General features: G+C 68.3%; 16 protein-coding genes. 9 read left to right on the plus strand and 7 right to left on the minus strand.

The genetic code is table 11. The annotated features are described in order from the left end of the window. Positions 1-1161 (plus strand): thiamine pyrophosphate-dependent enzyme (locus D477_RS11065; protein WP_005269130.1); only part of this gene is annotated, 1161 nt, incomplete at its 5' end. A gap of 87 nt (positions 1162-1248) precedes the next feature. Beyond that, positions 1249-2127 (plus strand): intradiol ring-cleavage dioxygenase, encoded by an 879-nt coding sequence (locus D477_RS11070; protein ID WP_005269131.1) that lies wholly within the window; start codon positions 1249-1251, stop codon positions 2125-2127. A gap of 70 nt (positions 2128-2197) precedes the next feature. On the opposite strand, the gene D477_RS11075 is transcribed toward D477_RS11070, so the two are convergent. The 4 genes from D477_RS11075 to D477_RS11090 form a co-directional block, all read right to left on the minus strand. Continuing rightward, positions 2198-2956, minus strand: coding sequence for an amino acid ABC transporter ATP-binding protein (locus D477_RS11075; RefSeq protein WP_005269132.1), 759 nt, complete (start codon positions 2954-2956; stop codon positions 2198-2200). 3 nt (positions 2957-2959) lie between these two features. After that, positions 2960-3745 (minus strand): amino acid ABC transporter permease, encoded by a 786-nt coding sequence (locus D477_RS11080; RefSeq protein ID WP_005269133.1) that lies wholly within the window; start codon positions 3743-3745, stop codon positions 2960-2962. Between the two features lie 73 nt (positions 3746-3818). Continuing rightward, entirely contained in the window at positions 3819-4622 is an 804-nt protein-coding gene (locus tag D477_RS11085; RefSeq protein WP_005269134.1) for a basic amino acid ABC transporter substrate-binding protein, read from the minus strand. 139 nt (positions 4623-4761) lie between these two features. Further along, positions 4762-6066, minus strand: coding sequence for an isochorismate synthase (locus D477_RS11090; protein ID WP_005269135.1), 1305 nt, complete (start codon positions 6064-6066; stop codon positions 4762-4764). Between the two features lie 99 nt (positions 6067-6165). On the opposite strand from D477_RS11090, the gene D477_RS11095 reads away from it, so the two are divergent. The 3 genes from D477_RS11095 to D477_RS11105 are packed head-to-tail and all read left to right on the plus strand — an operon-like array spanning position 6166 to position 9342. Then, entirely contained in the window at positions 6166-6924 is a 759-nt protein-coding gene (locus tag D477_RS11095; RefSeq protein ID WP_005269136.1) for a demethylmenaquinone methyltransferase, read from the plus strand. Then, a complete protein-coding gene (locus D477_RS11100) occupies positions 6925-8235 on the plus strand; it encodes a geranylgeranyl reductase family protein (RefSeq protein ID WP_005269137.1) in 1311 nt (436 codons plus the stop codon). Positions 8236-8244: 9 nt separating this feature from the next. Continuing rightward, a complete protein-coding gene (locus tag D477_RS11105; protein ID WP_005269138.1) occupies positions 8245-9342 on the plus strand; it encodes a polyprenyl synthetase family protein in 1098 nt (365 codons plus the stop codon). 91 nt (positions 9343-9433) lie between these two features. Here D477_RS11105 and D477_RS11110 read toward each other — a convergent pair whose 3' ends face one another. Genes D477_RS11110 through D477_RS11120 form a run of 3 tightly spaced genes read right to left on the minus strand, consistent with a single transcriptional unit; the run spans position 9434 to position 11995 of the window. Continuing rightward, positions 9434-9868 carry a hypothetical protein gene (locus D477_RS11110; protein ID WP_005269143.1) on the minus strand — a complete coding sequence of 145 codons (435 nt, stop codon included), beginning with the start codon at positions 9866-9868 and terminating at the stop codon, positions 9434-9436. A 40-nt stretch (positions 9869-9908) separates the two neighbouring features. After that, a complete protein-coding gene (locus D477_RS11115) occupies positions 9909-10529 on the minus strand; it encodes a putative glycolipid-binding domain-containing protein (RefSeq protein WP_005269145.1) in 621 nt (206 codons plus the stop codon). A 38-nt stretch (positions 10530-10567) separates the two neighbouring features. Further along, a complete protein-coding gene (locus D477_RS11120; RefSeq protein ID WP_005269147.1) occupies positions 10568-11995 on the minus strand; it encodes a PucR family transcriptional regulator in 1428 nt (475 codons plus the stop codon). 112 nt (positions 11996-12107) lie between these two features. Here D477_RS11120 and D477_RS11125 point away from each other — a divergent pair, with 112 nt between their 5' ends. From D477_RS11125 to D477_RS11135, 4 genes are all read left to right on the plus strand, one after another. Next, positions 12108-13685, plus strand: coding sequence for a sodium-dependent transporter (locus tag D477_RS11125; protein ID WP_005269149.1), 1578 nt, complete (start codon positions 12108-12110; stop codon positions 13683-13685). Then, positions 13682-13819, plus strand: coding sequence for a methionine/alanine import family NSS transporter small subunit (locus D477_RS21825; RefSeq protein WP_005269152.1), 138 nt, complete (start codon positions 13682-13684; stop codon positions 13817-13819). Before D477_RS11125 ends, D477_RS21825 begins: the two co-directional genes overlap by 4 nt. 174 nt (positions 13820-13993) lie before the next feature. Continuing rightward, positions 13994-15376, plus strand: a complete 1383-nt coding sequence (gene gabT / locus D477_RS11130) for a 4-aminobutyrate--2-oxoglutarate transaminase (RefSeq protein WP_005269154.1) — start codon at positions 13994-13996, stop codon at positions 15374-15376. Between the two features lie 184 nt (positions 15377-15560). Next, entirely contained in the window at positions 15561-16430 is an 870-nt protein-coding gene (locus D477_RS11135; RefSeq protein ID WP_043846642.1) for a universal stress protein, read from the plus strand. Positions 16431-16501 lie beyond the last annotated feature (71 nt).

The following is a 16501-nucleotide window of genomic DNA, read 5'->3' on the forward strand; positions in this document are numbered from 1 at the left end:
GGGGAGCCGCCTGCCGGAGCGGGCGGGGTGCCGCCCGCAGGCGCTTCAGTGCGCGGGCTGACGGGGGCTGCCCTGATGGCGGCGCACGAAGCTGCGGTGGCCGGCTCGGAGGAACGCCGCACCGTGGTGGTCGCCGGACACGGCGCCGGTGCGCATGCCGAGGCGTTCGCCCGCGCCCACCGGCTGCCGCTGCTGGCCGAACCGTCGTCGAATGCCCGGTTCGGCCCCAACGCCATCGGCCCGTACCGGATGCTGCTGGCGCAGCTGGGCCCGGCGGTCGAACGCGTGGTGGTCTTCGGCCGGCCCACCCTGTCCCGGCCGGTGGCCGCACTGCTGGCCCGCGAAGAGGTCCCGGCAGCGCTGTTCATGCCGGAGCCCGTCGCGTGGTTCGAGCCGGGCCGCCGGCGGGAACGCCTGATCGAAGAGCCGGCTGAACTGTCCATCTTCTCCGGCGTCGGCCCGGCCGGCTGGCTGGAACAGTGGCAGGAGGCAGCAGCTGCCGCGGACGCCGCCGCCGGAACGGTGCTGGCCGCCGAACCCGGCCTGACCGGGCTGCACGTCGGCCGCGCCGTCTGGCAGCACACCGCCGGCAGGCTGGTGCTCGGGTCCTCCAACCCGATCCGCGATGTCGACCTGCTGGGCGCACCCGCCGCGAAGCCTGCCGCCTTCGTGCACGCCAACCGCGGGCTGGCCGGCATCGACGGCACCGTCTCCACCGCTGCCGGCCTGGCGCTGGCCGTCGGCACGCCCACCCGCGCGCTGCTGGGGGACCTCACCTTCCTGCACGACGTCGGCGGACTGTTCCTCGGGGCCGGCGAAGAAGAGCCGCCGCTTCAGCTCGTGGTGGTCAACGATGCCGGGGGCGGCATTTTCACCCTGCTGGAACACGGCAAGGTGGGCCTGGAAGCGAAGTACACGTCCGCCGTCGAACGCCTCTTCGGCACGCCGCACGAGATCGACCTCGCGGCACTGGCCATGGCGTACGCCATCCCGTACCACCGGGTGGAAGACGATCCGTCGCTGGAAGCCGCACTGAAACAGCCGGTTGCCCGGCGGAGCCTGCTCGAGGTGCGCACGGACCGCTCCCGGCTGCGCGGCCTGCATGCCCGGATCGCCGCCGCGGTGGCTGCGGCAGTGGCACCGGTCCGGCAGCAGGCCTGAGCTATGCGGCGAACTCCCAGCCTGTTGCCCGGCGTTTCCCTGCGGCACTCCAGCTTCCTGGCGGGGAGGAGGGATAAACCTTATGCCATGACAACGGCTTCACCCCATCCTGACCATGACCGCGGCCTCGAATTCGACGTGGCCACCCTGATCTCCCGGCGGCGCACCTTGGGACTGTTCCTCGGTGCAGGCGCCAGCGCGGCTCTGGCTGCATGTACTCCCGCCACTTCGCCGGACGCGGCAACAACCGGCGCCGCCAGCCCGGCAGCCAGTGCTTCCAAAGCAGCCGCACCGTCCGCCACGCCGAGCCCGGCGGTCACCAGCGCATTGGCCGACTGCGGCGTGGAGATCCCGGACGAAACGGCCGGCCCCTTTCCCGGCGACGGCAGCAACGGGCCGAACGTGCTGGAGGCCTCCGGCGTGGTCCGGCGCGACATCAGCAGCAGCTTCGGCAGCTCGGACACCGTGGCGGAGGGCGTTCCGCTGACCTTCACGCTCAACCTGCTGGACAACGCGAACGGCTGCAAGCCGCTCGCGGGAGCAGCGGTCTATGCCTGGCACTGCGACGCCGAGGGCCGCTACTCGCTCTACGATTCGGGCCTGGAGAACGAGAACTTCCTCCGCGGTGTCCAGGAAGCGGACGAAAACGGGCAGGTCACGTTCGACTCCATCTTCCCCGGTGCCTACAACGGCCGCTGGCCGCACATCCATTTCGAGGTCTTCGAATCCCTATCGAACACCACGAGCGCCGGCCAGGTGCTGAAGGTCTCGCAGATCGCCCTGACCGAGGCTGCGTGCCAGGCGGTCTATGCGTCCGACGGGTATGGGACGAGCCGGCAGAACTTCCCCAACACCACCTTGGCCAGTGACAACGTCTTCGGGGACGACGGCGGTATCTACCAATTGGCGACGATGTCGGGTTCCGCGGGGGAGGGGTACACCGCCTCCCTCAACGTGGCCATCTAAGGGAAACAGCGAAGGCCCCGGGTGACCAGGGCCTTCGCTGCGGAGCGGGTGCCGGCGGCAGCTGCCGGGCTCAGAGAACCTTGGAGAGGAAGGCCTGGGTCCGGGCGTGCTGGGGATTGCCGAGTACTTCCTTGGGATCCCCCTGTTCCACCACGACGCCGCCGTCCATGAAAACGACGCGGTCGCCGACTTCGCGGGCGAAGCCCATCTCATGGGTCACCACCATCATGGTCATGCCCTCGTCGGCGAGCTGGCGCATGACACCCAGGACGTCGCCGACCAGTTCCGGGTCCAGGGCGCTGGTGGGCTCGTCGAAGAGCATCATGTCCGGATTCATGGACAGGGCGCGCGCGATTGCCACGCGCTGCTGCTGGCCGCCGGAGAGCTGGGCCGGGTAGGCGTTCTCCCGGTTGCCGAGGCCGACCTTCTCCAGGTTCTTCCGCGCAATCTCCTCTGCCTCGGCTTTGGAGCGCTTCTTGGCGCGCTGCTGGGCGAGGGTCAGGTTCCGCAGCACGCTCAAGTGCGGGAAGAGGTTGAACTGCTGGAACACCATGCCGATCCGGGTGCGGATTTTGTCCAGGTCGGTCTCCGGATCGGTGATGTCGACACCTTCGACCAGCACCGTGCCGCTGGTCGGCTCCTCAAGCCGGTTGACGCAGCGCAGCAGGGTCGATTTGCCGGAGCCCGAGGGACCGATGACGCAGACCACTTCGCCCTGGTCCACATGGAAATCGATCCCCTTGAGGACCTCGTTGTCACCGAAGTTCTTGCACAGGTTCCGCACCTCGATGGCGGGGCGGTCCTTCTGCAGCAGGTTGTCGGCGGCCATCGCTTACCGGCCTCTCTTGTTGTGTCGTTCGAGCTTCGCGACCAGCTGGGTCAGCGGCAGGGTGATGATCAGGTACATCAGCGCGGCGATCACCAGCGGCGTGGCATTGGCCATCTGGGAAACGGAGTCGCGGGCGAACGTGGTCAGTTCCCGCTCGCCAAGCGCCATGCCGGCGATGAAGAGCAGCGAGGTGTCCTTGATCAGGATGACCAGTTCGTTGGTCAGCGGCGGGGTGACGATGCGGAAGGCCTGCGGCAGGACGACGGAGACCATGGTCCAGCTCGGGTTCATGCCCAGTGACCGGGCGGCCTCGCGCTGGCCGGCGGGAACGGCTTCAATGCCGGCGCGGAGGGTTTCGGCGATGTAGGCGGCGGAAACAATGATCAGCGCGATCAGGCCGGCTCCCGCGCTGCCGCCCGGCGGCCGCCAGTCGAAGGCGATCGGCACGGCGAAGGCGAAGCCGAAGATGACCAGCAGCGCCGGCAGTCCGCGGAAAATTTCCACGTAGGCCGTGGCCACCCAGCGGTACGGAGCGACGGGGGAGAGCTTCATCAGGGCCAGGATCAGGCCCAGGATCAGGCCGCCGACGAAGGCGATCGCGGTGTAGATGATCGTGTTTTTGGCCGCGGTGATGATCACGTCGGGGAACGCGGCAGCCGCTACTTGCGGGTTGAAGAAGTTGGTCTGGATCGCTTCCCAGTCCGCTACCAGGATCACGGCAGCGAGGACGATGACGAAGACGGCGTACAGCACGCCGCGGAAGAGGCGCCGGCGGGCAGATGGTTTCACAAATTGGCCTTCCGAAGGTCAGGGAACAGGCTCCGCCCCGGAACTTTGGAAGTCCGAGGCGGAGCTGAGAGTGCTACTGCTTGAAGTACTTGTCGTAGATTTCCTGGTACTTGCCGCTGTCGCGCAGCTCTTTCAGTTCGGCGTTGACCGCTTCCAGCAGGGCTTCGCTGCCCTCTTCCTTCACCGCGAAGCCGTAGTGCTCGTCCGTCGGGTACTCCTGCACGATCTCGAACTCGCCGTCCTGCAGGTGGCCCAGGTTGACCGGCAGGTCCTGGAGGACCGCGTCGACGCCGCCGGACTGCAGCGCCGGGAACAGTTCCGCATCCGACGGGTAGGCCCGGATTTCGGTGTCTTCGGGTGCGTTCTCGCGCGTGTACGCCTCGCCGGTGGTGCCCTGCTGGACGCCCACCGACTTGCCCGCAAGGTCTTCGATCGACTTGATATCGGAGCCCGCCGGGACCAGCAGGGACTGCAGCGAGTCGTAGTACGGCTCGGAGAAGTCCAGGTTCTGCTCGCGCTCTTCGGTGATCGTGATGGCGCTGGCGCCCATATCGCACTGCCCGGCAGCCAGCACCACGCCGCTCTGCAGGCCGTCGAAGCCGACGTCCTGGACCTTCAGTTCAAGGCCCATGCCGGTGGCGATTTCGCCGACGAGGTCCATGTCGAAGCCGGTGTACTCGCCGTTCTCTTCGAATTCGAAGGGCGGGTAGGGGATGTCCGAGCAGACCGTCAGTGTTCCCGGGGTGACGAGGCCAAGCTCGTTGCCGGCCTCGGTGCCGCCATCCGTGGACGAGCCGCCGCCGCAGGCAGTCAGCGCCAGCGCGGAGGCTGCCAGCACGGCAGCGATCCTCGAGGACTTGGAAATGGTGAGCCGCATAGTGGGCAATCCTTTACTTGATGCGATATAGCAGAACTGGCAAAACAAACGTCATTCTAGCGTCACATAGTGACTTGCCCCACAGGCTACAGGTTTTGCCTATGAGTAACCAGCTCCGGCCGTGGAAATGCTGCCGGAATCAGCGGCGCAGCCCGAGCGCCTCCATCATCGGACGGAACTTCGCCCAGGTTTCGGCCAGCTCGGCTTCCGGAGTGGACGCTTCCACGATGCCGCAGCCGGCGTAGAGCCGCACGCGGGTCGGGGTTTCCACCACGGCGCCGCGCAGCGCGATGCCCCATTCGCCGTTGCCGGCCGCGTCCGTCCAGCCCACCGGTCCCGCGTACGGGCCGCGGTCCATCTGCTCCAGTTCGCGGATGAGCGCGCCGGCGGTCTCGGTGGGGCTGCCGCAGACGGCGGCCGTCGGGTGCACGGCTTCGGCCAGTTCCAAGGACGACGGCGGCCTGCCGCCTTCCAGCGTGAGTTCTGCCGAGACGTCCGAGGCCAGGTGCCAGACGTTGGGCAGTTCCAGCACGAAGGGTTCGCTGTGCGACGTCATGGCGGAGGTATAGGGTTCCAGCTTGCGGGTCAGCGAGTCGATCGCGAACTCGTGCTCCCGCTGCTGTTTCTCGGAGCCGGCGAGCACGCGCTCGGCGTAGGCCGCATCCGACTCGCCCTCGATCTTGTGAGTGTTCGCCCGGTCCAGCGTTCCGGCGAGCACCCGGGCGCGCGCCACATTGTCCTCGACCTTGATGAGCATTTCGGGGGTGGAGCCGATCAGCCCGTCCACGCTGTAGGTCCAGCAGTCGTGGTAGCGCGCGGCCAGTTCCCGCAGCACTTGGGCTGTGGCGATGGGGGAGGCCAGGTCAGCCACCACGTCGCGGGCGAGCACGAGCTTGCTCAGGCCGCCGGCCGCGATTCGCTCCACTCCGGCGGCCACCGCCGCCTTGTAGGCCTCTTCGGAGACCTGTCCCGCCCGGAGGCTGTCGGTGCCCTCCCGGCTGTGCTCGGCCGAGACCTCCTCCAGCCAGCCGGCCAGCTCTGCCTGGGCGCGGTCGGCACTAAGCTCCGCTGCGCCGTCGTCGGTAATAAAGGTCAGCCACGCGCCGGACGCACCTGATCCCACAACAACGCGCGGAACGATCAGGCGGGATTCGTGTGCGGAGGTCTTGGAGAAGGCGAAGGAGCCGAAGGCCACCAGGCCGGTCCCCGGGGTGCCCAGCGGATTGTCCACCTGCGCGGCCTGCACGGTTTCCTGCCACCAGGCTGCCGCGGCGCGGAACCGCCCCGGCCCCGTGGCGGTGAACCTTGCCGCCTCGCCGAAGGCGACGAGCCCCTCACCGCGGCGGATCCAGCAGTGGGCATCGTCGCGGACCAGGTAGTCCAGGATGCCGGTGGCGGAGGAGGAATCGCCGAGGCCGACGGTGATGGAGCGCAGGGAGGTCATAATGACATCAAGAGTACCTTCGCCGGACCGCGCCCGGATAACGCCGCCGGACGGCCCGCAGCGTTCGGCCCGCCGCCCAAACTTTGAGACAATGTTCGGGTGAATCGAGCATCCCTGGAGAAGCGCCCGGACGAAGTTGCCGCCATGTTCGACGACGTCGCCCCCAAGTACGACTTGGTCAACGACGTGCTGTCGATGGGCCAGACCCGCCGGTGGCGGCGGATTGTGGTGGAGGCCGTGGGCGCGAAGCCGGGCGACCGGGTGCTGGACCTGGCGGCCGGGACGGGCACCTCCAGCGAGCCGTACGCGGACGCCGGGATCGATGTCGTCGCCTGCGATTTCTCGCTCGGCATGCTCGAGGTGGGCAAGCGCCGCCGCCCGGACATCGACTTCGTCGCCGGGGACGCCACCAACCTGCCGTTCGCCGACAACTCCTTCGACGCGGTGACCATCTCCTTCGGCCTGCGCAATGTGAACGAGCCGCGCCAGGCCCTGCGGGAGATGCTGCGGGTGGCCAAGCCCGGCGCCCGGCTGGTCATCGCCGAGTTCTCCTCGCCGACTTTCCCGGCCTGGCGCACCGTCTACACCGAATACCTGATGCGGGCGCTGCCGGCGATCGCCAGCAAGATCTCCTCGAATCCGTCGTCGTACGTCTACCTGGCCGAATCCATCCGCGCCTGGCCGGACCAGAACGGCCTGGCGGCGTGGATCAGCGATGAAGGCTGGCAGAACGTCGCCTACCGCAACCTCAGCGGCGGCATCGTCGCCGTCCACCGCGCCGAAAAGCCCGGCGGAACCGGAGCCGGTGCGCCGGCAGGAACGGCGCGGCGGCGCCGGGACCTCAGGACCGCCGGCTGAATGTCCGTACTGATTGTTGGGGCAGGACCGGCCGGGTCGACCGCTGCCTACTATCTGGCCAAGGCCGGCATCGAAGTGACGGTGCTGGAGAAGACGTCCTTCCCGCGGGAGAAGGTCTGCGGGGACGGGCTGACGCCGCGCGCCGTCCGCGAAATCCAGCTGCTCGGCCTCCCGCATGAGGAATCCGCCGGCTGGCGCCGGAACCGCGGGCTGCGCCTGATCGCCGGCGGCCGCCGGCTGGAGCTGCCCTGGCCGGAGCTGTCCGATTTCCCGGACTACGGCTTGATCCGCACCAGGCTCGGTTTCGACGAGGAGCTGGCCCGCCACGCCGAGGCGGCAGGGGCCCGGATCCTGGAAGGGCATTCGGTCACCGAGGCGCTGCGGGACGACGACGGACGCGTCACCGGAGTGCGGGCCAATATCCTGGACGACCGCGGACGGAAGACGGGCGAAACGCGGGACTTTAGTGCCGGCGTCGTACTTGCTGCTGACGGAAACTCGGCCCGGACGGCGCTGAGCCTGGGAATCGAAAAGCGCGACGACCGCCCGCTGGGCGTCGCCGTGCGGACCTACTTCACCAGCCCCCGGCACGAGGACGACTGGATGGAGGGCTGGCTGGAGCTGCCCGATGCCCAGGGCAACCCGCTGCCCGGCTACGGCTGGGTTTTCGGCGTTGGCGACGGCACCTCGAACGTGGGCCTGGGCATCCTCAACTCGTCCAAGTCCTTCGGCAAGCTCGACTACAAGCAGGTGCTGGCCGACTGGACGGCCGGGATGCCCGCCGAATGGGGTTTCACGCCGGAGAACCAGGTCGGCCAGGTCCGCGGGGCCGCACTGCCGATGGGGTTCAACCGGACGCCGCACTACTCGCCGGGGCTGCTGCTGCTGGGCGATGCCGGCGGAATGGTCAGCCCGTTCAACGGCGAGGGCATCTCCTACGCAATGGAGTCGGCCCGCTATGCCGCCGGGCTGATCATCGACGCGCACGCCGGCGGCGGGCTCGACGAAGGCGTGCTTGCCCGCTATCCGGAGATCGTCCGGGGCGCGTGGGGCAGCCACTTCACGCTGGGCCGGGTCTTCGCCCAGCTGATCGGCAAACCGTCCGTCATGAAACTGGCGCTGCGCACCGGTATGCCCGTCCCGCCGCTGATGCGTTTCGTGGTGCGGATGCTTGCCAATCTCACCGACGCCGAGGGCACGGCCTTTGAGGATAGAGTTATTCATTTGCTGGAGAAAGTCGCCCCGCAGGCTTCCAACCAAGCCGGCGGCGCAACCGCTGTCCGCAAACCATCCGTCCCGACGATTAGTTAGTGTTGAACCGTGACTGACGCAAACCCGAGCTGGACTCCTGCCGGCCAGGTTCCGGACTCCTTCGAGCTGGACACTGCCACTGCCGCCATCGCCACTAGCTTGAACCTTCCGGCGGGCTTCGGCCTGATCGCCCAGGATCCGGAGCTCGGACCGGCCGTATCCACCGCACTGGCGCGCGTGGAAAAGCAGCTGCGGGTAGCCATTGCGCATTCGGATCCGCTGGCGGACGCCACCAGCCGGCACCTCGTGGAGGCCGGCGGCAAGCGCATCCGGCCGCTGCTGACCATCCTGGCTTCCCAGCTGGGCAAGGGGCCGGTGCCGGAAGTCCTGCAGGCCGCGGTGGTTGTGGAGCTGACGCACCTGGCCACGCTCTACCACGACGACGTGATGGACTCGGCTCCGTACCGCCGCGGGGCTCCCACGGCCCACGAAGTCTGGGGCAACCAGGTGGCCATCCTCGCCGGCGACCTGATTTTCGCCCGCGCGTCCATCCTGGTCTCGGAACTGGGGCCGGAAGCCGTGATGATCCAGGCCCGGACGTTCGAGCGGCTGGTGCTCGGGCAGCTGCAGGAGACGGTCGGACCGCGCGAGGACGAGGATGCCGTGCAGCACTACCTGAACGTCATCGCGGGCAAGACCGGTTCGCTGATCGCCACCTCCGGCCAGTTGGGCGCGATGTTCGCCGGCGCCGGGCAGGACGTCGTGGACATCATGGTCGAATACGGCGAACGCGTTGGCGTGGCCTTCCAATTGGCCGACGACGTGATCGACGTGACCGGCCTCAAGGCCAAGTCCGGCAAGACCCCCGGCACCGACCTCCGCGAAGGCGTTCCCACCCTCCCGGTGCTGCTGCTGCGCCAGTCCGCCGCCGCTGGCGATGCCTCCGCACAGGAGGTGCTCGCGCTGGTGGATGCGGACCTGAGCTCGGACGAGGCGCTGGCCAAGGCCGTGGAGGCCCTGCGTGCCCACCCCGTCACGCAGCAGGCCTGGACCACAGCGCGCGAGTGGGCGGACGCCGCCAAGGCGGCGCTGGAGCCGCTGCCGGACAGCACGGTCAAACTGGCCCTGAGCGCGTTCGCGGAAGCCGTCGTCGACCGCGAGGTCTAGCAGGAGGCCGGGCGGCCGGAGCCTCTCGGCGCCGAGCGGTCCCACGCATCGCCGCCGGCCACACACACCGCCACCGGCGCGGCCGTTGGTTTTAGCCGTCCTGGTCCTCGTCCTCGCCGAAGACCCAGTCGAACATGTCGAAGACGAACTCGCTGAAGGTGGCTTCTTCGCTCTGCCAGCCGGCATTGCCCGTGTTGGTCCGGATCCAGACAATCGGGTCCGGCACGGCGAGGTGCTCCTCGCGGAAGCCCCAGTTGGCCTCTTCGTCCATCTCGTCCAGGAACAGCAGGTAGCCGTCCTCGATTTCCAGCTCGTCCGGATCCCAGAAGAAGTCATGGGCCTCCATGAGGTCCTCGCAGCCGCCGAGTGCATGGTAGAACTCAACCAGCGCCTGGGGGACCTGGAACTTGTGTTCGCCGAGCAGCCCCTCGAGTTCGTCGTAGGAAATGCCGTCCTGCTCGGACCATTTCCGGCCTAGGTATTTCGGGACGAGGGCGCGGAACTTGTCCACGAACATTTCGGGCATGCTGCTGCTTCCTGGGCTGGCGGGAGGGGTCAGCACCATCCTACCGCCGGCGCTTGGCCAGCCCGGGGTAGTCGATCACGATGCCGTCGGCATCCACCACCAGGTCCGCACTGAACCCGTCGGAAGAATAGTTGACGACGGCGGTGCGGGAGTCGTCGTCGTACGCGCGCCTGCCGCTGTACGTCTGTTCCGAGGCGGTGACCTGCAGGCTCGGCAGATGGACCATGGCCATGGTGAACGTGTGCTCGACGTCGGCGTTGTGGACGGCCCCCAGCCGCAGGATGGGCATGGTGTTGGTGGCGGGACAGAACTGCAGGTCGCAGTCGAGCGCGAGGTCCAGCACGTGTGGGTCCGCCACGCCCGGCTCCGGCAGGTCCGCAATCCCGGACTTGCGTGCCTCCACGCTCCAGCTGCCGTTGGCCGCGCGGTCCAGCCACAGGTGCCGGCTGAAGCCGTGCCCGTGGACGGAGATCTCGAAGTGCTCGGTGATCCAGTCCTCGCCGCAGCGCAGCGCCCAGCTTGCGGCATACTCGGCCGTGCGGGCCGCGCCATGGGCTGTGAGCCGCTCGGGCTGGAGGTTAATGGTGGCTGTGTCGGCCCGCCGCGGATCGTCCTGGCCCAGCCAGGCGTGGGTGCGGGATTCGTGCGTTTCGTGTCCCATGGACACAGCCTTGTGCCTCGCCGGGCGCATGGCAAGGGTCAGCCGGCTTCGGACTCCAGCCGGCGCACGGTCAGCGCCAGCCACAGGTGCACGCGGTCGGCGGTGACGGCGGGGTCGTAGCCGGTGAGCTCGACGATCTGGCCAAGCCGGTAGCGCACCGAGTTGCGGTGCAGCCCCAGGGCGTCGGCGACGGCGGCCACGGAGCCGTTGAGTTCCAGGTAGGTCTCGAGCGTGGACAGCAGTTGGCCGCCATGGGCCGCGTCGAAGGCCACCAGCGGGTCCAGTGCTTCGGCGGCCAGGTCGGCCAGCGGGACATCTTCGGAGGCCAGCAGCAGCGAGGTCAACGACAGCCGCTGCGGGACGTTAAGCGGCAGGCCGTGGCTGAGCGATTCCTTGGCCTCGAAGTAGCTCCAGCGCAGACCGTTCGCCTGGGCATATCCGCCGCCTACGCCCACGGTGGCGGCGAGGCCGGCCTCCTGCAGGTAGGCAGTGAGCTGGCGGCCCGCTTCCTCGCCGGACTCGGCGTCCTGCAGGACAAGGACCAGCCGGTCATCGAGCAGGCCGCTGACCGTGCCCTCCAGCCCGGCCGGCAGCGGCAGCGTGCGCAGGGCGCGGCGGTGCGCCTGGCTGGCCTGCACAGCGATCACGTGGTGCCGGCGGGCGGCGTCGATCCCGATGTTGTTCAGCCGCAGCGTGGCGTCCTGTCCCTGCAGCGTTCCGCGGACGACGTCCTGAAGGATCTGCCCGGTGGTCCGGCGTTCGCGCTCGCGGTGCTTGGCCTGGTTGCTCAGTTCGAGGCTGACCAGGCTTTGCGCGTAGTCCACGATGGCGTTGCGCTCGTACGGCTCTGCGAGGGCCAGCGTGCAGCGGTCCTTCGCGCCCGTCGAGATCGGCACCATGTGCCAGTTGGCATGCTGCTTGCCGGAGGTGCCGAAGATACGGGTCCCGTATTGGGAAAGCACGACGTCGGTGCGCAGCGTCCCCGCGAGCGTGCGCAGCAGGGCCGGCAATCCGCCGCCGCCGAGCAGTGCGGCGGCCAGCGCCTGGTGGTCCTTGAGCAGTTGCTCCAGCTTGCCGTAGTGGTCGGCCGAGATCGCGTCGGCCACCATCCGGCTGATCGCGACGAAGGGTGTCTCGTAGGGCACTTCGAACACCGGAAGCTCCAGCCGGTCCGCCTCGGCGAGCACGGCCGGGGGAATCCGGCTGTGGCTCAGGCCGAGGGCGAATCCCACTGCTACGACGCCGGCCTCGTGCACGCGCGCGATGAACCGCCGCTGCGTCGGGGCCGATTTCTGCCGCAGCCCGGTCGTGAGCACCACCTCGCCGCCACTGAGGAAGGGCAGCGGGTCCTCCAGTTCGGTGGTGGCCACCCAGGTCACCACGGCATCCGGATTACCGGTCGCCGTGCCGGCCAAGCGCAGGTGGAGCGATTTGCTGGCCAGGAGATTGGCGAGAGTGACAGCCATAGGGCCACTATACGTGCCGGCCATTGTGCACACGCACGGGGCTGTATCGTGCCTTGTGACCCGCCTGACTAAGATGAAGAAAAATCAGCAAGCTGAGAATAACGAGGTTCCCATGAGCAGCAAAGCCGTCCCGGGCGGGACGCATGAGTCGAAGCATAAGCGGGAAACCTGGTCCACGCGGAAGGTCTTCATCCTCGCCGCCATAGGCTCCGCCGTCGGACTAGGCAACATCTGGCGCTTCCCGTATGTCGCCTACGAGAACGGCGGCGGCGCCTTCATCATCCCCTATCTGGTGGCGCTGCTCTTCGCAGGGATTCCGCTGCTGTTCCTGGACTACGCGGTCGGGCACAAGTTCCGCGGATCGGCACCGCTGGCCTACCGGCGGCTGCACCGGCGGGCGGAGGGGCTGGGCTGGTGGCAGGTGGCCATCTGCTTCGTCATCGCCGTCTACTACGCCGTGATCATCGCCTGGGCCGGGATGTACATGATCTTCTCCTTCACGGAGGCCTGGGGCGATGATCCGGAAGGCTTCTTCATCGGGCAGTTCCTGCAGGTGAGCGAGAACGTCAATATCGGCTTCGACTTCGTCCCCGGCGTGCTGGTGCCGCTGGTGCTGGTCTGGGCCCTGGTCCTGTTCGTGCTGGCTGCCGGTGTGCAGAAGGGCATCGGCCGGGCCAACATCATCTTCCTGCCGCTGCTGCTGGTGATGTTCCTGGTACTGGTGGTCCAGGCGCTGTTCCTGCCGGGGGCGGCCGACGGTCTCGACGCGCTCTTCACGCCCAACTGGGCGGCGCTGGCGGACACGGGCGTCTGGGCCGCCGCCTTCGGTCAGATCTTCTTCTCGCTCTCGGTGGCCTTCGGCATCATGGTCACCTATGCGTCCTACCTGAAGCGCCGGACCGACCTGACCGGTTCGGGCTACGTGGTGGCGTTCTCCAACTCGGGCTTCGAGATCCTCGCCGGCATCGGCGTGTTCGCCGCGGTGGGCTTCATGGCCTACAGCGCCGGAGCGCCGGTGAACGAGGTTGCAGGCTCCGGCGGCATCGGCCTGGCCTTCATCGCCTTCCCGACAATCATTTCCCAGGCTCCGCTCGGCGCCCTGCTCGGCGTGCTGTTTTTCGGCTCGCTGGTGTTTGCCGGCCTGACCTCGCTGATCAGCATCGTGGAAGTCATCATCTCCGCGGTCCAGGACAAACTCGGCCTGCGGCGCGTGCCGGCGACCATGGCCGTCGGCCTGCCGATGGCACTGGTGTCCATCCTGCTGTTCCCGACCACGACGGGCCTGAACCTGCTCGATGTGACGGATGCGTTCGTCAACAACTTCGGCATTATGGCCGCCGCGTTCGTGGCCGTGCTGCTGCTGACCTACGGCTTCCGCGCGCTGCCGATGCTGGGCGGCCACGTCAACGAGACGTCGTCAATCAAGCTAGGCCGCGGCTGGCGGATCATGGTCGGCATCGTCGCCCCGGTGGTCCTGGGCTACATCCTCATCAACGAACTGATTGCCAGGATCCAGGAAGGCTACAACGAGATGCCGGCCTGGTTCGTCGGCGTGTTCGGCTGGGGAATGGCCGGGGCACTCATCGTCATCGCCTTCCTCCTGTCCCTGATTCCCTGGAGCAGCCGCTCGGCTGCCACCCATCCGGTCCTGGATGCGGCCGACACCGACCCGAAGGAGGCCTCCCGATGAGCGCCGCCGCCATCATCATGCTGATCATCGCCATCCTCACCGTCTGGGGAGGCCTGGCCCTGGCGCTGGTGAACCTCCAGCGCCACCCTGAGGACGACACAATGATGCCGGAAGAGCACGCGCCGGAACTTTAGGCGGGCGGCACACGGCATGCCCTTTGGATAACTGCACGAAGGCCGGGCGCATGCTGTGTGCAAGCTGCTATGGAGCTGCGGCGAAGCGGGGACGTAGGGTCATCAGTGTTGCCGCACCGCCAGCCGCCTGCAGTGCGCTGAAGAACCACGAATACCTGCAAGAAAGGCACCTTGATGACCATGCAGACCACGCAGCCGACGTACCGGCTGGAGCAGAAGCGCAAGATCACCGGCGAATTCCCTGGCCCGAAGTCTGCAGAGCTGGGCGCGCGCCGGGCCAAGGTGGTTGCCGGCGGCGTTGCCTCCAGCGTTCCCGTCTATGTGGCCGACGCCGACGGCGGCATCATCCTGGACGTGGACGGCAACTCCTTCATCGACCTGGGCTCCGGCATCGCGGTGACCAGCGTGGGTGCCTCGGACCCGGCCGTCGCCGCAGCCGTCAGTGAGCAGGTCGGCCGCTTCACGCACACCTGCTTCATGGTCAGCCCCTACGAGGGCTACATCGCCGTCGCCGAGAAGCTCGCCGCCCTGACGCCCGGCGACCACGAGAAGCGCACCGTCCTGTTCAACTCCGGCGCCGAAGCGGTGGAAAACGCGGTGAAGGTGGCCCGCATCGCCACCGGCCGCACCGCCGTCGTCGCTTTTGACCACGCCTACCACGGCCGCACCAACCTGACCATGGGGCTGACTGCCAAAGCGAACCCCTACAAGTCCAGCCCGGCCGGCAGCTTCGGCCCGTTCGCCCCGGAAATCTACCGGGTGCCGATGAGCTACCCGTTCCGGGAAGAAGCCGAAATCAAGGGCGAGGATGCCGCCCGCCGCGCGATCACGATGATCGAAAAGCAGATCGGCGCCGAGAACGTTGCCGCCATCCTGATTGAACCGATCCAGGGTGAAGGCGGCTTCATCGTCCCCGCCGAGGGCTTCCTGCCGGCGCTGACCGCCTGGGCCAAGGAGAAGGGCATCGTCTTCATCGCCGACGAGGTCCAGGCCGGCTTCTGCCGCACCGGCGCCTGGTTCGCCTCCGAGCACGAGGGGATCGTGCCGGACATCATCACCATGGCCAAGGGCATCGCCGGCGGCATGCCGCTCTCCGCCATCACCGGGCGCGCCGACCTGTTGGACGCCGTGCACCCGGGCGGCCTGGGCGGCACCTACGGCGGCAACCCGGTCGCCTGCGCCGCGGCACTGGCCGCCATCCAAACCATGGAGGAGCAGGACCTCAACGGCCGGGCCCGCGCGATCGAGGAGCAGGTCATGGGCCGGCTCCGCGCGCTGGCCGGAGAGGTCGACATCATCGGCGAGGTGCGCGGCCGCGGCGCCATGCTCGCGCTGGAATTCGTCCAGTCCGGCACCGCCGGCAGCACCAAGGAACCGAACGCAGCCGCCACCAAGGCGATCGCGGATGCCTGCCTGAAGGCCGGCGTCATCATCCTGACCTGCGGAACCTACGGCAACGTCGTCCGCCTGCTGCCGCCGCTGGTTATCAGCGACGAACTGCTGGCCGATGCCCTGGACGTCCTCGAGGGCGCCATCCGCGAGGCCGCCGCGGCCTGACCGCAGGCATGCCAAGGGGCAGGCACCGGAACCCACACCCGGTGCCTGCCCCTTGCCGTGCCTGCCCCCGGCTGTTCATTTGTGCTGGTCGGCGCGGTAGAGTCTGCATCACATGCTGGGCGGCCCGCAGCGCGGCAAGCACGGGACAGCGCCGGACCGCAGGGACCGGAAGTTGGAGGAACGCATGCGTTATGTGGTGGGGTACCAGCCGGACGAGCGCGGAGCGGACGCCGTCGCGCTGGGGGTGGCGATTTCACGGGCGCAGGGCATCGGCCTGGACATCGTGTACGTGGTGCCGGAGAACGCACCCTTCGTGTCCGTTGAACCGCGCGGACGGCGGATCAAGGCCGGGGAGCAGGAGATCACCCGGGCGCGGCACGAGGCGCTGGCGCTGGTCCCGTCCGACGTCGAGGCCGACTTCCGGGTGGTCGATGCGGATTCGTTCTCCGAGGGCCTGATCAATGCCGCCGTTGAGGACGCTGCGGCGCTGATCGTGATCGGGGCGGCATCGCACGGGATCTTCAAGCGGTTCACGGTGGGCAGCGTCGCCAACGCCCTGCTGCACGCGTCGCCCCTGCCTGTTGCGCTGGCCCCGCGCGGCTACCAGCACAACGGCCCGCTGACCCGGATGACGGCTTTCATCGGCCAGCGGCCCGGTTCCCAGGCTGCGCGCGACGTCGCGGTGACCGCAGCGGACCGGCGCGGCGTGCCGCTGCGGCTGGTCTCCCTGGTGGCGCTGGATACCCGTGAACACTCCGATTCGGGCGAGGCCATCCACCAGGCCCATCTCCACGCGAACTCGGTGCTGGCGGAAACGGCGTCGAAGCTGCTTGAGGGCACGGCCACGGTGACGGTGGCCCACGGACGCAGCATCGAGCAGGCCATCGATTCGCTCGACTGGGAGGACGGTGAGTTGGTCATCATCGGCTCCAGCCGGCTGGCGCAGCGCAACCGCCTGTTCCTGGGCAGCACGGCCTTGAAGGTGCTGCGGGCGCTGCCCGTCCCTATGGTCGTGGTGCCCGCCGGCAACGGCGCAGGGGCGCCGCGCGTGTAGGCAGCACCGGACACGTACGACGGCGGCGGGCCGGGGGCGGCGGTCAGGCGGCGGGGCGCGGGGCCTTCCGG

Source organism: Arthrobacter crystallopoietes BAB-32 (assembly GCF_000328305.2).
Classification (GTDB): Bacteria; Actinomycetota; Actinomycetes; order Actinomycetales; family Micrococcaceae; genus Crystallibacter; species Crystallibacter crystallopoietes_A.

What these genes read in the sequence shown, in the direction of transcription:
- D477_RS11085 (WP_005269134.1), bottom strand. Translation starts at nt 4,622, where the DNA reads ATGCGGCTCACCATTTCCAAGTCCTCGAGGATCGCTGCCGTGCTGGCA.
- D477_RS21825 (WP_005269152.1), top strand. Translation starts at nt 13,682, where the DNA reads ATGAGCGCCGCCGCCATCATCATGCTGATCATCGCCATCCTCACCGTC.
- D477_RS11135 (WP_043846642.1), top strand. Translation starts at nt 15,561, where the DNA reads ATGCGTTATGTGGTGGGGTACCAGCCGGACGAGCGCGGAGCGGACGCC.
- D477_RS11070 (WP_005269131.1), top strand. Translation starts at nt 1,249, where the DNA reads ATGACAACGGCTTCACCCCATCCTGACCATGACCGCGGCCTCGAATTC.
- D477_RS11120 (WP_005269147.1), bottom strand. Translation starts at nt 11,995, where the DNA reads ATGGCTGTCACTCTCGCCAATCTCCTGGCCAGCAAATCGCTCCACCTG.
- D477_RS11115 (WP_005269145.1), bottom strand. Translation starts at nt 10,529, where the DNA reads ATGGGACACGAAACGCACGAATCCCGCACCCACGCCTGGCTGGGCCAG.
- D477_RS11100 (WP_005269137.1), top strand. Translation starts at nt 6,925, where the DNA reads ATGTCCGTACTGATTGTTGGGGCAGGACCGGCCGGGTCGACCGCTGCC.
- D477_RS11110 (WP_005269143.1), bottom strand. Translation starts at nt 9,868, where the DNA reads ATGCCCGAAATGTTCGTGGACAAGTTCCGCGCCCTCGTCCCGAAATAC.
- D477_RS11125 (WP_005269149.1), top strand. Translation starts at nt 12,108, where the DNA reads ATGAGCAGCAAAGCCGTCCCGGGCGGGACGCATGAGTCGAAGCATAAG.
- gabT (WP_005269154.1), top strand. Translation starts at nt 13,994, where the DNA reads ATGACCATGCAGACCACGCAGCCGACGTACCGGCTGGAGCAGAAGCGC.
- D477_RS11090 (WP_005269135.1), bottom strand. Translation starts at nt 6,066, where the DNA reads ATGACCTCCCTGCGCTCCATCACCGTCGGCCTCGGCGATTCCTCCTCC.
- D477_RS11075 (WP_005269132.1), bottom strand. Translation starts at nt 2,956, where the DNA reads ATGGCCGCCGACAACCTGCTGCAGAAGGACCGCCCCGCCATCGAGGTG.